The sequence below is a fragment of the Neorhizobium descurainiae genome (assembly GCF_051400715.1).
Classification (GTDB): Bacteria; Pseudomonadota; Alphaproteobacteria; order Rhizobiales; family Rhizobiaceae; genus Neorhizobium.
Map to the genome: position 1 here is coordinate 105,523 of NZ_JBLFFK010000004.1, position 13,840 is coordinate 119,362.

At 63.6% G+C, this 13,840-nt stretch carries 8 protein-coding genes; 6 read left to right on the forward strand and 2 right to left on the reverse strand.

The annotated features are described in order from the left end of the window. Position 1: 1 nt before the first annotated feature. Entirely contained in the window at positions 2-2,347 is a 2,346-nt protein-coding gene (locus ACMGE0_RS09550) for a xanthine dehydrogenase family protein molybdopterin-binding subunit (RefSeq protein ID WP_436815614.1), read from the reverse strand. Between the two features lie 125 nt (positions 2,348-2,472). Continuing rightward, entirely contained in the window at positions 2,473-2,961 is a 489-nt protein-coding gene (locus ACMGE0_RS09555) for a (2Fe-2S)-binding protein (RefSeq protein WP_436815615.1), read from the reverse strand. A gap of 280 nt (positions 2,962-3,241) precedes the next feature. Here ACMGE0_RS09555 and ACMGE0_RS09560 point away from each other — a divergent pair, with 280 nt between their 5' ends. From ACMGE0_RS09560 to ACMGE0_RS09585, 6 genes are all read left to right on the forward strand, one after another. Further along, positions 3,242-3,505, forward strand: a complete 264-nt coding sequence (locus ACMGE0_RS09560) for a YMGG-like glycine zipper-containing protein (RefSeq protein WP_436815616.1) — start codon at positions 3,242-3,244, stop codon at positions 3,503-3,505. A 180-nt stretch (positions 3,506-3,685) separates the two neighbouring features. Beyond that, the gene (locus tag ACMGE0_RS09565) at positions 3,686-5,614 is read left to right on the forward strand and encodes an autotransporter assembly complex protein TamA (RefSeq protein WP_436815617.1); all 1,929 of its coding nucleotides are present in this window, start codon (positions 3,686-3,688) and stop codon (positions 5,612-5,614) included. A gap of 31 nt (positions 5,615-5,645) precedes the next feature. Beyond that, positions 5,646-10,145, forward strand: coding sequence for a translocation/assembly module TamB domain-containing protein (locus ACMGE0_RS09570; protein WP_436815618.1), 4,500 nt, complete (start codon positions 5,646-5,648; stop codon positions 10,143-10,145). 41 nt (positions 10,146-10,186) lie between these two features. Next, the gene (gene rocF, locus ACMGE0_RS09575; protein WP_436815619.1) at positions 10,187-11,116 is read left to right on the forward strand and encodes an arginase; all 930 of its coding nucleotides are present in this window, start codon (positions 10,187-10,189) and stop codon (positions 11,114-11,116) included. Between the two features lie 187 nt (positions 11,117-11,303). After that, positions 11,304-11,783: a chemotaxis protein CheW gene (locus ACMGE0_RS09580; RefSeq protein WP_436815620.1), complete on the forward strand. Its 480-nt coding sequence runs from the start codon at positions 11,304-11,306 to the stop codon at positions 11,781-11,783. 278 nt (positions 11,784-12,061) lie between these two features. Then, complete coding sequence (locus tag ACMGE0_RS09585; protein WP_436815621.1) at positions 12,062-13,819, forward strand: methyl-accepting chemotaxis protein; 1,758 nt, start codon at positions 12,062-12,064, stop codon at positions 13,817-13,819. Positions 13,820-13,840: the final 21 nt, after the last annotated feature.

A 13,840-nucleotide genomic window follows, 5' to 3' on the forward strand; every position in this document is an offset into this window, starting at 1 on the left:
CTCAGTGGGCCGCGTGCAGGGCCTGCCAGACCTTCATCGGGGTCGCCGGCATGGTCAGTCTGTTGTTGCCAATCGCGTCGGTGATGGCGTTGATGAGCGCCGGCGGCGAACCGATCGCTCCCGCCTCGCCGCAACCCTTGATGCCGAGCGGATTGTTCGGGCAAGGCGTGTTCTGGTGCGACAGCTTGAAGGACGGCAGGTCGTCGGCGCGCGGCATGGCATAATCCATGAAGCTCGCGGTCAGAAGCTGGCCGCTCTCGTCATATCGCACGTTTTCCAGCAGCGCCTGGCCGATACCTTGCGCCAGCCCGCCATGCACCTGGCCCTCGACGATCATCGGATTGATGATATTGCCGAAATCGTCCGCCGCGACGAACTGGACGATGTCTGTTTCGCCGGTGTCCGGATCGATCTCCACTTCCGCGATATAGCAGCCGGCAGGGAAGGTGAAATTGGCCGGATCGTAGAAGGCGGTCTCCTTTAATCCCGGCTCCATGCCGGCCGGCAGGTTATGCGCGGTATAGGCGGAAAGCGCCACCTGGGACCACGGCAGCGCCTTGTCGGTGCCGGCGACCTTTACCTCGCCGTTTTCGATGACGATGTCCTGCTCGTCCGCCTCCATCAGATGCGCGGCGATCTTCTTCGCCTTGGCTTCCACCTTGTCGAGCGCCTTGACGACGGCCGACATGCCGACCGCGCCGGAGCGGGAACCATAGGTGCCCATGCCCATCTGCACCTTGTCCGTATCGCCATGGACGATGTTGACGCTTTCGATCGGCAGGCCGAGACGGCCGGCGATGATCTGCGCGAAAGTCGTCTCATGGCCCTGACCATGGCTGTGCGAACCGGTGAGCACCTCGATCGTGCCGACCGCATTCACCCGCACTTCCGCCGATTCCCAAAGCCCGACCCCGGCCCCGAGCGAGCCGACCGCCGCCGAGGGCGCAATGCCGCAGGCCTCGATATAGCAGCTCATGCCGATGCCGCGCTTTTTGCCCTTCGCTTCCGACTGCGCCTTGCGAGCAGCGAAACCGCTCCAGTCGGCGGCCTGCATGGCGGCATTGAGCGAGGCTTCATAGTCGCCGGCGTCGTAATTCATGATGACCGGCGTCTGGTACGGGAAGGAGCGGATGAAATTCTTCCGCCGAAGCTCCGCCGGCGAGACGCCGAGCTCACGGGCCGCCGTCTCGATCGTGCGCTCGAGCAGATAGGTAGCCTCAGGACGGCCGGCGCCGCGATAGGCATCGACCGGCACCGTATTGGTATAGACGGTCCGGACATTCGCGTGGATCGCCGGAATCGCATACTGGCCGGAGAGCAGCGTCGCATAGAGATAGGTCGGCACCGCGGACGAGAAGAGCGACATGTAGGCGCCGAGATTGGCGATCGTGTCGACCTTCAGCGCCGTGATGCGGTTGTCCGCGTCGAAGGCCATCTTCACCCTGGAGACATGGTCGCGGCCATGCGCATCGGTCAAAAACGCCTCGGTGCGATCGGACGTCCATTTCACCGGCACGCCGGTCTTCTTCGACGCCCAGAGACAGACGATTTCCTCCGGATAGATGTAGATCTTCGAGCCGAAGCCGCCGCCGACATCCGGCGCGATGACGCGCAGCTTGTTTTCCGGCGCGACATTATAGAAGGCGCTCATCACGAGACGCGCAACATGCGGGTTCTGGCTCGTCGTGTAGCAGGTGTAGTGATCCTCGGCGGAATCGTAGATGCCGAGCGTGGCGCGCGGCTCCATCGCGTTCGGAGAGAGACGGTTGTTGTGAATCTCGATTTCGGTGACATGCGCGGCGGACGCGATCGCCCTGTCCGCCGCTTCCGGGTCCCCGAGCTGCCAGTCGAAGATCAGGTTGTCGGGGGCCTCCGGATGGATCTGCGGGGCGCCGGCTGCAAGCGCGGCAACCGCTTCCGTCACGGCGGGGAGCTGCTGGTAGTCGATGACGACGGCTTCCGCCGCATCACGGGCCTCGCCGGGTGAATCCGCCACGACGATGGCGACCGCATCGCCGACATAGCGCACGGTATCGGCTGCGAGCGGCCGCCAGGCGCCCATCTTCATCGGCGATCCGTCCTTCGAGTGGATCATCCAGCCGCAGATCAGGTTGCCGATGCCGTCGGCCTGGAGCTGCTTGCCGTCCAGCACGTCGATGACGCCCGGCATGGATTTCGCCGCGCTCGCATCGATGCTCCCGATCCGGGCATGCGCATGCGGGCTGCGGATGAAATAGGCATATTTCATGCCTGGAGCGATCATGTCGTCCGTATAGCGGCCCTTGCCGGTCAGGAAGCGCTTGTCCTCCTTGCGGGCGACGCGTGCACCGATTCCTTCAACACCCATTTTCATCTCCTCCAGAAATGAGCGAATAGTGAATAGCAAGTAGCGAACAGAGGGAATTCGAACAGCGGCCGCGGCCGCATAGGCGACCAACTATTCGCCATTCGCTACTCCCTATTCGCTTAACCTCATTCGGCCGCCTGCCGGCCACCGGCCATTTCGGCGTCGGCGGCCAGGATGGCCTTGACGATGTTGTGGTAGCCGGTGCACCGACAGATGTTGCCTTCCAGCCCTGCGCGCACCTTTTCTTCCGTCAGCGTTCCGCCCTCGCGGTTGATCAGGTCGACCGCCGTCATCACCATGCCGGGCGTGCAGAAGCCGCATTGAAGACCATGATGCTCCTTGAAGGCCGCCTGCACCGGATGCAGCTCGCCCTGGCCGGCAAGCCCCTCGATCGTCGTGATCGTCGAACCGGAAGCCTGGACCGCCAGGATGGAACAGCTTTTCACCGAGCGCCCGTCCATATGGATGACGCAGGCGCCGCACTGGGCCGTATCGCAGCCCACATGCGTTCCCGTCAGACCCAGCTTTTCGCGGATGAAATGCACGAGCAGCGTGCGATCCTCGCAATCGCCGCTCACGGTGCGGCCGTTCACGGTCAACGTCACTTTCGCCATCATTTTCCTCCTCGTGTCCCTCCCGGACACATCCATCATCATTTGCTTTTTTACCGAGAGGATCAACCGCTACTTTGTATGGAATCGGCAATATTTTGATCGACCGCCCGACAGAAGCGACACGGCAACCACCGGCAAACGAATGCAAAAATATGAATTCGCCATATGGACTCTTATGTTCCGCGACCTATTGTTCCCCCCGATGGTTGTGGGGGGACCACAGCCGCTGAAAGGCTGCGACAACCCAGACAGCCGAGAAGATCGAACCCAGGAGGATCCCATGAGAAAGGCCTTGGTGCTATTGTTGGTCGGCGCTTCGCTTGCGAGCTGCACGGCAACTGAACAGGGCGCCGGCATTGGTGCAGCATCCGGCGCCGTGATCGGCGGCCTGGCCACCGGCAATGTCCGCGGCGCGGCCGTCGGCGCCGCGATCGGCGGCGTTTCCGGCGCGTTGATCGGCTCCGTCGCCGAACAACCCGGCCAGTGCTACTACCGCGACCGCTATGGCCGCCGCTATATCGACGATTGCCCGCGCCGTTACTGATAACCGCTCGGGTTGAGATGGAAATTGTGGCCTCGGAGCACCGCTCCGGGGCTTTTTCTTTCGCGAAATCATCGCGAAAAACCGACAAGGGGTACCCCACCCCGTCTTTTGCCGTTAGATAGGTTCCCTCGTTTGGGGGCCATGGAGGCTCCGATAGGGGAATCGTCAGTCAGTTTGCGTATGCGGAACGAACACACCGGGCGGACACAGAAACGGAAGCTGAGGAGAGCAGGCGCCGCTGCAATGCTCGCCACCGCCCTTCTGTCCGCTCCGCCGCTTGCCGGCAACGCCTATGCCTTCAAAATCTTCGGCATCACGCTCTTCGGCGATGACGACGACGACGCGGTGGAGGTCATCGATCCCGTCCGCTACGACGCGACGCTCGAGACGGGCAATGCGGACAAGGATCTGAAGGAGCGCCTGGAATCGGCTGCGTCCCTCGTCACCGACGAGAAGCAACCCGTGTCCGGAGACCTCGGCGTGGTCATCAAGGCCCGTGAGGATCGCGACCGGCTGATCGCCGTCCTCTACGAAGAAGCCCGCTATGGCGGCACCGTGCACATCTCCGTTGCCGGCACCGACATCGACAGCCTGCCGCCCACTCCGACCTTCGATCACTCGGGCCCCGTTCCCGTCACGGTCCGTATCGATCCGGGCCCCGTCTTCAAGCTTGGCTCGGTGCGATTCGATGGCGATGCCGCCGGCCGCGATCCCACCAAATACGATCTCGTGCCCGGCGGCGAGGCAGGCTCGCGGCTGATCCTCAAGGCAGGCGAACAGCTTCTTGTGGACCTCAAGGATGAGGGCCGGCCGCTCGCCAAACTGACCCAGAGGCAGGTGACCGCCGACCATCGCACCAACACCGTCGATGTGGTGCTCGGCGCCGTCGGCGGCCCCGTGGCTCCGTTTGGCGCCGTGGCGGTCAAGGGATCGCGCAGCGTCGACGCCGCTTTCATCGGCCGCTATTCGCGACTCGACAGAGGCGGTCCTTATTCGCCCGAACAGTTGAAGAAGGCCAACGACCGACTGCGCGAACTCGGCGTCTTTTCGAGCGTGACGATCCGCGAGGCGGACAAGCTGGCACCGGATGGTTCGCTGCCGCTGACCATCGAGGTTTCGGAAGGCAAGCATCGCTATTTCGGCTTCGGCGCCGAATATTCCTCGCTCGACGGCGTCGGCCTCCAGGGATATTGGGGGCACCGCAACCTTTTCGGCGAGGCCGAATCGCTGCGCATCGAGGGGAAGGTTTCCGGCATCGGGGCGACGACCGATCTGACGACCTACGACTATTCCGCCGGCATCATCTACACCAAGCCCGGCGCCTTCGTGCCGGAGGCGACATTCGAATCCCGCCTGGAAGCCAAGAGCGAGACGCCGGATGCCTACGAGGCGCAGTCGGTCACCTATTCGGCCGGCATTTCCTACGAGCTGAACGAGAGGGACAAGCTCACTGCCGGCGGCGAAGTGGCCTGGATCCATACCGACGACGCCTTCGGCAAGAACGAATATGTCACCGTCAGCCTGCCGCTCGGCTTCGAGCGCGACGCCCGCGACAACAAGCTGGACCCCACGGAAGGCTATCACGCGACCCTTGCGGCAAAGCCGAGCTACGAGGTTCTGAACAATACGGTCTTTTCGTCATTCGAAGGCTCCATCTCCAGCTATCTCAGCTTCGGGGAGGAGGATGGCGTCGTGCTTGCCGGACGGCTTGCGGCAGGCGCGCTCGTCGGCGGGGACGGTCTTGCAAGCATCCCCGCGACGCGGCGCTTCTTCGCCGGAGGCGGAGGGTCGGTACGCGGTTATTCCTACCGGGAGATTTCGCCCTATAACAGCGACGACGAGGCCACCGGCGGACGATCCTATGCACTGGGATCTTTCGAAGTGAGGGTAAAAGTGTCAGAAAACATAGGCATTGTACCTTTTATAGATGTCGGTACGGTATCGACCGGAATCATGCCTGATTTTTCTGATATACGAACTGGCGCGGGGATCGGCGTGCGATATGCCACGCCTTTCGGGCCGCTCCGATTGGACGTTGCAATTCCATTGCAGCGTTATGACGGCGGTAGCCAATACGGTATCTATGCAGGCATAGGGCAGGCATTCTGAAGGGCAGTTTGAGAGGGTGACGAGACCGGGCATGACGCTGATGGTTCGCCTGTTGAAATGGATCTTGAAGGCTGCGCTGGGCGCGGTCGCGATCCTGTTCGTCATGGCGCTCGGTGTAATACTTTTCGTGGCGCTGACCCCGGTCGGTGGGCGGGTGGCGGCAGACCGCATATCGGCGATCGTCTCCACCCCGGACCGGACCATAACCTTCTCGCGGCCCGAAGGCCTTCTGACCGGCGATCTGCGCATCGACGCGCTCACGCTTTCCGACGAGGCAGGCCCCTATGCCCAGATCGGCGGCATCAAGATCGACTGGTCGCCGGCCGCACTCGTCGGCGGCGTTTTCCGCGCCGAGCATATTTCCGCCGAGACGGTGAACTTCATCCGCCCACCGAGGCCGCCGAAAACGCCGGCTCCGGCGCAGACTACGTCGACATCCTCGGGATCGCCGCTGCCGGTCGGCATCCGCGTGGCGCAGATCGACCTGCCGGACATCAACCTCTCCCAGGCGCTTTCGGGCGGACGGGATTTCTCGCTTTCGGTCAAGGGCTCGATCAACGCGACCGGTCCCGACATCTCGCTCGATCTCGAGGCGACCCGCAAGGACGAACCGGACGCGAAGGCCGCCGCCGACGTGGTCTATGCGCCTTCCGAGAACCGCCTGACCCTGAAAGCGTCGGTTTCCGAGCCGCAGGGCGGCCTGCTTGCCCGTCTCCTGCGGCTGCCCGGCGCTCCGGCGGTCCAGTTGGCCCTCGACGGCGAAGGACCGCTTTCCAACTGGGCCGGCAAATTGCAGGGCAGCGTCGGCGGCACGCCGGTGATCGCGGTCGACGGCAAGCATATGCTGGTCGACAACGGCCGGCATCGCGTCGAGGTGACCGGCGGCGGCCAACTCGCCACGCTGCTGCCGCCTGCCTTCCGTCCCTTGTTCGACGGCACGACGGATATCAACATCGCCGCAGTCTACGCGCCGTCCGGCCGTGTGGACATCGAACGCGGCGATCTTGTCTCCGGCGCCGTGAGGGTTTCCGCAAAGGGGGCCTGGGATCCGACCGGCGACAACAGCCTGACTGCAGGCCTTACCGGCACCAACGGCCCAGTGGATTTCGTCTGGCCTATCAACGGCCAGGAAAGCCGCTTCTCCTTCGAGAGCATCAACTTCACCCTTACGGGCGCCGCTTCCGCGGCGCGTTTCAATGCCACCGCCGCGCTGAACGCCGCCGAACTGCCTCAGGGCCGCTTCGGTCAGATCCGCCTGCAGGCGGAAAGCGAAGATCTCAATCTCGTCAACCGCACGGGCAGCATCCGCAGCCGGTTCACCGTGGCGCGCACGGATTTTGCAAGCGACGATCTCGACCGGATCATTCGCGGGCCGGTGACGCTCGATGCGCCGCTGAGGCTTGCTCCTCCGGCAATCGGCCTCGATGCGGCAACCTTCGACAGCCCCAACGTGAACGGTACGCTTTCAGGCGCATACGACATGTCGAAACAGGCGGTGACCGGCAATTTCCGCATCTTCGCCAATCCCACCGTGCTGCCGCCTTCTCTGGTCTCCAAGTTCGAAGGCAAGCTCTCGGCCGAAGGCTATGTCAACGCGGTCACCGGCGGCCGCGTGAGCCTCGAGAACTTCGTGATGCGATCCAATGCGGTCGAGGCGCACGGCAGCGTCCTGCTCGAAAACCAGAACGTGACCGGCCGCCTCGCCGGCCGTGTGCCGGACCTGAAGCGCTGGCTGCCGGAGGCCGAAGGGGCCGCAGGGTTCGATATTTCTGCCAACGGTCCGATAACCGCGGTGGGTGTCAAGGCGATCGTCAACTCCGCCGATGCGCGGATGGCCGGCCGCAGGCTGCAGGACCTGAGCCTGACCCTGGACGGAACGGCCGATCCGAATGCGCCCAAGGGCAAGCTGGCGGCCACGGGATCGCTGGACAGCCAGCCGATCCGCATCAATGCCGACGTGGCCTCGACCGAAGGCCGCACAAGCGCACCGGCAATCAATGTCGAAGTCGGTCCCAACAGGCTCAACGGCGCGTTGAATTTCTCGCCTGAATTTCTTCCGGAAGGCCAGTTGACCTTCGATTTTCCCGATGTCTCGCTGCTGGCCGCCCTCGCCGGCCAGCTGGCGCAGGGCGATCTGCGCGGCACGGTCATGCTCAGCAATACGGACGGCCGGGCCGGCGCCGTGGTCAGGGCATCCGGCAATGCGCTCCGCCGCGGCTCGATCGAGATCGCGCAGCCGAATATCGACCTTGCGGTTCCCGACATCAAGGCAATTGCGGCCGAAGGCACCGTGCGCGCCGCCCGCATCGGCGCGGGTTCGGTCGGCGTCAACGACATCAACCTCGACGTCAGCCACGGCGACAACAGGACAAGCTTCAACCTCGCGGCCCAATATGACAACGCGCCGCTCAATGCCGTCGGCGATGTCCAGACCGGTGCGGATATTTCGGTCGGGATCGAAAGTTTTACCGCCTCGCCGCGCAACATACCGATCCGGCTTGCCGCGCCGACCCGCATCGCCATTGCCGATGGCGGCGCCCGTCTTGCCGACCTGACGCTTGCAACCGGCAACGGCAGCGTCACCGTCAATGGCACGGCCGGTTCGGCGCTCGATCTGACCGCCAATATCAAGGCGCTGCCCGCGAACCTGCTCAACGCCTTCGTTCCGGCAATCAACGCGGCGGGCACGATTTCCGGCACCGTCAATGCGACCGGCACCACTTCCGCTCCCTCTATCCGCTATGATCTTGAATGGAGTGATGCACAGCTTCGCCAGACGCGCGATGCTGGCATCAGTCCGTTTCGCCTTCAGGCAAGCGGAAGCTTCGCGGGCGGGACAGTCGCGTTAGACGCGACCCGCCTGACGGGTTCGGACGGTCTCGACCTCTCCGCCACGGGACGCGTCATCCTTCAGAACGGCGTTCCGGCCCTCGACATCAACGCCCGCGCCAATGCCGTGCCCGCCGGCCTGATCAACGCTTTCGCGCCGAGCCTCGGCGCCCGCGGCACGATTTCCGGCACGGTCACCGCGACCGGTACGCCGGAGGCGCCGGCTGTCCGTTATGACCTTCGCTGGGCGGATGCCGGCGTCAGCCAGACCGCATCCGCAGGCCTTGCGGCACTGAACATCACCGCCAATGGCACCTTCCAGAACGGCACGGTCACGGTCGAGACCCGCCTTTCGGGCGGGGGCGGCATCTCGCTATCGGGCCGCGGTTCGGTTTCGCTTGCGGACCAGAAGCCGCTCGACCTGCAATTCAACGGCCAACTGCCCTTCTCCATCTTGGCCGGGCAGCTTGCGGCACAGGGCTTCGTGCTGGAAGGGACCGGCAATGTCGACGTCGCCATCAGGGGTACGGCGGCCGCACCGGCGATCACCGGCACCGCCTCCTCTTCCGGCGCGCGGTTTGTCGATGTGCGGCGTAACCTTGCAGTGACCGATCTTGCCGCCAACGTCTCCTTCGACGGCAATAGCGCCAACATTTCCAGGCTTTCCGGCCGGCTTTCCGGCGGCGGCACCATATCCGCCCAGGGCTCGGTCGGCATCGCGCCCGGCTCCGGCTTTCCGGCAGACCTGAGGATCACGCTTGCGCAGGCGACCTATGCCGACGGCACGCTGTTTGCCGCGACGGCCGACGGCGCCTTGACGATCACCGGACCGCTGACCTCCGGCCCGGTTCTCGGCGGCCGGGTGACGCTCACCAAGGCCGCGATCACCGTGCCCGCGCGTCTTCCGACCTCGCTCACCGCCATCGACATTCGCCACCGCAACGCCCCGCCGGACGTGCTGCGCCAGATGGAGGAGCTGCGGCCGAAAGATGCAACGGGCAGTTCGAGACCGATCGCGCTCAACCTGCAGATCAGCGCTCCCAACGGCATATTCGTCCGCGGCCGCGGCATCGATGCGGAGCTCGGCGGCGAGCTGACCGTCACGGGCACGGCGGTGGCGCCGATCGTCGCGGGCGGCTTCGAGATGCGCCGCGGGCGCATCGTCATCCTCGCCAAGCGCCTCGATTTCACCGAAGGCGACATCACCTTCGGGGGCGGCCTGATCCCGGTCCTGAACATGGAAGCCACCACGACGTCCGCCCAGACGACGATCACGGTGAACGTCACGGGCGTGGCGAACGATCCGACCATCACCTTCTCCTCCTCGCCCGCCTTGCCGCAGGACGAGGTTCTGGCGCGGCTGATATTCGGCCAGTCCATGTCGCGGCTTTCGCCGCTGCAGATCGCCCAGCTCGCCGATGCCGTCACCCAGCTCGCCGGCGGCGGCTCCACCTCGCTTCTCGAAACGCTGCGCAGCAATCTCGGCGTCGATGATCTCGACATCAACACCGACGAAACGGGCCAGACGACCGTATCGGTCGGCCGCTACATCAACAACCGCACCTATGTGCAGGTCGAGCAGGGCGGTTCGGGCGGAGCAGAAGCCACGATCAACCTCGATATCGGCCGCGGCGTGAAACTCAAGGCAGGCGCGGGCACGGAAGGCGGCAAGGCCGGCATCTTTTACGAGCGCGAATACTGATTTCATAGCCATTTGGTCCTGCCTGCCCCCAGGAGAAGAGAATGACCTCCAAGGACATCACACTGATCGGCGTTCCTCTGGAAGAGGGCTCCGGCCGCGGCGGCTGCGCCATGGGCCCGGCCGCCTTCCGGCTGGCAGGCATCGCCAAGGCGCTGGAAGGCCTCGGCTTCCGTGTGAGCGACAGCGGCGATCTCCGCCCGGAGCCGGCCGCCGATCTCGAAGACCGGCGGGATGCGAAGAACCTGCCCGTCGTCGGCGCATTTGCGCGGGCGCTCGAAAGCCGGACCTATGAGAAGGCCAGGGCCGGCTTTATTCCGGTCATCATGGGCGGCGATCACAGCCTTTCCATGGGCAGCGTGCCCGGCATGGCGCGTTACGCCGCCGAAATCGGCCGGCCGCTTTTCGTGCTCTGGGTCGATGCGCATGCGGATTTCAATACGCCGGAAACCTCGCCCTCCGGCAATATCCACGGCATGCCGGTCGCCTTCTTTACCGGCCATGCGGAATTCGCCCCCATCCTCGACCAAGACCGGCCGATGGTGAACCCGAGACACGTTTTCCAGGTCGGCATCCGGTCCGTCGACGAGATCGAGCGGAAGCTCATCGCCGAACACGGCGTCAATGTCTTCGACATGCGCGCCATCGACGAGCACGGCATTGCCGCGATCATGCGCCAGGTGATCGAAACGGTGAGCGCCGCGAACGGCCTTTTGCATGTCAGCCTGGATGTCGATTTCCTTGATCCGGATATCGCGCCGGGGGTGGGCACGATCGTGCCGGGCGGCGCCACTTTCCGCGAAGCGCACCTGATCATGGAGATGCTGCACGATACCGGGCTCGTCTGCTCGCTGGATCTCGTCGAGCTCAATCCTTTCCTGGACGATCGCGGCCGAAGCGCCCGCATCATGGTGGAACTCACGGCAAGCCTCTTCGGCCGGCGTGTGCTCGACCGCCCCACCCGGTCGGCGTAATATCCCGACAGGCAAAACTCCGCATTTTTCATTCAGATTTGGGCAACACTCTTCGCATAGGATTGTCGAAGCGTAACCTGATGCACGACCTTTGCATTCCTGGCACGCAAAACCACGGCAACGGTCGCGCGCTCCACATCGCTGCCGCCGCTCCCGCCCAGGCACCGGATAGTTGGAAAGAATTCTGATGGCTACGACGATCAACTCCACAAGCTACGGCGGCGAAACGCTGGAGATCATTGCATTTCGCCTGCACGATCAGGAGTTCTGCGTGAAGACGACGACGATCCGCGAGATCCGCGGCTGGGCGCCTTCGACGCCGATCCCGCATGCGCCCGCCGACGTGATCGGCGTCATGAACCTGCGCGGTTCCGTGATCCCGATCATCGACCTCGCCTACAAGCTCGGCATGAAGAGTACGGTCGCCAATGAGCGCAGCGCCATCGTCGTGGCCGAAGTCCATAACATGATCATCGGGATGCTGGTCGACCGCGTCTCCGATATTCTGACCATTCCCTCCAGTCAGGTTCAGCCGGTTCCGGAAATCTCCGCTTCCTTCGACAAATCCTTCTCCGAAGGGATCATTGCCAACGAAAACGGCATGATCTGCTTCCTGAACCTTGCCAAGATGTTCAAGGGCAACGAAGCCGAAGATCTGGCTGCCTGAAACCTTTGCCGCCTACCTGGGCCGTGGTGACGGCCTGAAACAAACACGGGCCGCCGGATGGATTTCCGGCGGCCTTTTTCATGCCCCTCAGACAAGAACACGTCTTCGATCCCGATTTATTCGGCAGAACAGATATTTTCGATTTACTTAAATTACCTATTAATATTTCGATGCACTAATGCAGCCAAGGGTTACATTTCAGAGCCGCCGCACATGGAGGGTCTGAAGGATCGAAACCGGGAGAGGTAACTAGGTTTCGTCTTTTCAAGGAGATAGGGATGCTGGGGATAGGTAAGGCCGTGGAGGCTCTCCACGTGGTCGATGCTATATCGCGGTCACAGGCCGTCATTGAGTTCGATTTGACGGGCAGGATACTCAACGCCAACGCGAACTTCTGTCAGGCGCTAGGCTACGCGTTGCCGGAAATCCAGGGCAAGCATCATCGCATGTTCTGCGATCCCGATTATGCGGCCTCCGAGGAATACCGGGCGTTCTGGGCCAATCTCGCCGCCGGCAAATTCGACGCGCGGGAATACAAGCGGATTACCAAGTCCGGCAAGGATATCTGGATACAGGCTTCCTACAACCCGGTCTTCCGCGGCGGCAAGCCTTACAAGGTGATCAAGTTTGCAACCGATATCACGGCGATCAAGCTCGCCGCTGTCGAGGATGCCAGCAAGCTCGCGGCGATCGGACGGTCGCAGGCGGTGATCGAATTCACGCCGGAAGGCGAAATCCTCACCGCCAACGAAAATTTCTGCAAGGGTCTCGGCTACGATCTTTCGGAGATCAAGGGCAAGCATCACCGCATGTTCTGCGATCCGGCCTATGCCGCCTCGGAGGAATACCGGGCATTCTGGAAGCGGCTCGCGGATGGCGAATTCATTGCGGACGAGTTCGTGCGTTACGGCAAGCACGGCAAGGAGATCTGGATCCAGGCGGCCTACAACCCGATCCGCGACATGAGCGGCAAGGTGACCAAGGTCGTGAAGTTCGCGACCGACGTGACGCCCCGCATGAGCGCCATCGGCCAACTCGGCAAGGGTCTGCTCGACCTGGCCGACGGCAAGCTCGACCAGAGCCTCGGCACGCCCTTCGTGCCGACGATGGAAACGGTCCGCCACGACTTCAACACCGTCGCCGCCAAGCTGCGCGACGCCATGCAGGTCGTCGGCAAGAATGCCGCCGGCATCGCCGCTGCGTCGAACGAGGTTCGTGACGCCTCCACCGAGTTCGCGAAACGGACCGAACAGCAGGCTGCCTCGCTGGAAGAGGCGGCGGCGGCACTAGAGCAGGTCACCAACACGGTCGGCGATTCGAGCCGCCGCGCCGACGAGGCCGGCAGGCTCGTGACCCACACCAAGGAACATGCCGAGCAATCCGGCCTCGTTGTCCGGGACGCGATCGCAGCCATGGACCAGATCGCCCAGTCCTCCGGGGAGATCACCAACATCATCGGCGTGATCGACGATATCGCGTTCCAGACCAACCTTCTGGCGCTCAACGCCGGAGTGGAGGCCGCACGCGCCGGCGAGGCGGGCAAGGGCTTTGCGGTCGTCGCCCAAGAGGTGCGCGAACTGGCGCAACGCTCCGCCAAAGCGGCGAAGGAAATCAAGACGCTGATCAACACGTCGAGCCAGCAGGTTTCGAGCGGTGTCAGCCTCGTCGGCCGGACCGGAACGGCGCTGCGTGAGATCGCCGGCCAGGTGACGGAAATCCACGCCAATGTGACGGCCATCGTCGAGGCCTCGCGCGAACAGGCCGCCAGCCTTCGGGAAATCAGCCAGGCGGTCAATCACATGGACCAGGCGACCCAGAAGAACGCCGCGATGGTGGAGGAAACCACGGCCGCGAGCCATTCGCTGGCCGGCGAGGCCGAAAGCCTCCGGGTTCTGCTCTCGCAGTTCGATGTCGGCGGCCAGCCGGAAGCCAGGCCGGTGGCACGGGAGACACGCCCGGCCCACGCCCATGTGACGCCGTTGCGCCTGGCGCATGCGAACCTGAAGGTGAAGGCCCAGGAATGGGAAAATTTCTAAAGTCCCTTCACCCGAAAAACC

What these genes read in the sequence shown, in the direction of transcription:
- ACMGE0_RS09550 (WP_436815614.1), bottom strand. Translation starts at nt 2,347, where the DNA reads ATGGGTGTTGAAGGAATCGGTGCACGCGTCGCCCGCAAGGAGGACAAG.
- ACMGE0_RS09555 (WP_436815615.1), bottom strand. Translation starts at nt 2,961, where the DNA reads ATGGCGAAAGTGACGTTGACCGTGAACGGCCGCACCGTGAGCGGCGAT.
- ACMGE0_RS09560 (WP_436815616.1), top strand. Translation starts at nt 3,242, where the DNA reads ATGAGAAAGGCCTTGGTGCTATTGTTGGTCGGCGCTTCGCTTGCGAGC.
- ACMGE0_RS09565 (WP_436815617.1), top strand. Translation starts at nt 3,686, where the DNA reads ATGCGGAACGAACACACCGGGCGGACACAGAAACGGAAGCTGAGGAGA.
- ACMGE0_RS09570 (WP_436815618.1), top strand. Translation starts at nt 5,646, where the DNA reads ATGACGCTGATGGTTCGCCTGTTGAAATGGATCTTGAAGGCTGCGCTG.
- rocF (WP_436815619.1), top strand. Translation starts at nt 10,187, where the DNA reads ATGACCTCCAAGGACATCACACTGATCGGCGTTCCTCTGGAAGAGGGC.
- ACMGE0_RS09580 (WP_436815620.1), top strand. Translation starts at nt 11,304, where the DNA reads ATGGCTACGACGATCAACTCCACAAGCTACGGCGGCGAAACGCTGGAG.
- ACMGE0_RS09585 (WP_436815621.1), top strand. Translation starts at nt 12,062, where the DNA reads ATGCTGGGGATAGGTAAGGCCGTGGAGGCTCTCCACGTGGTCGATGCT.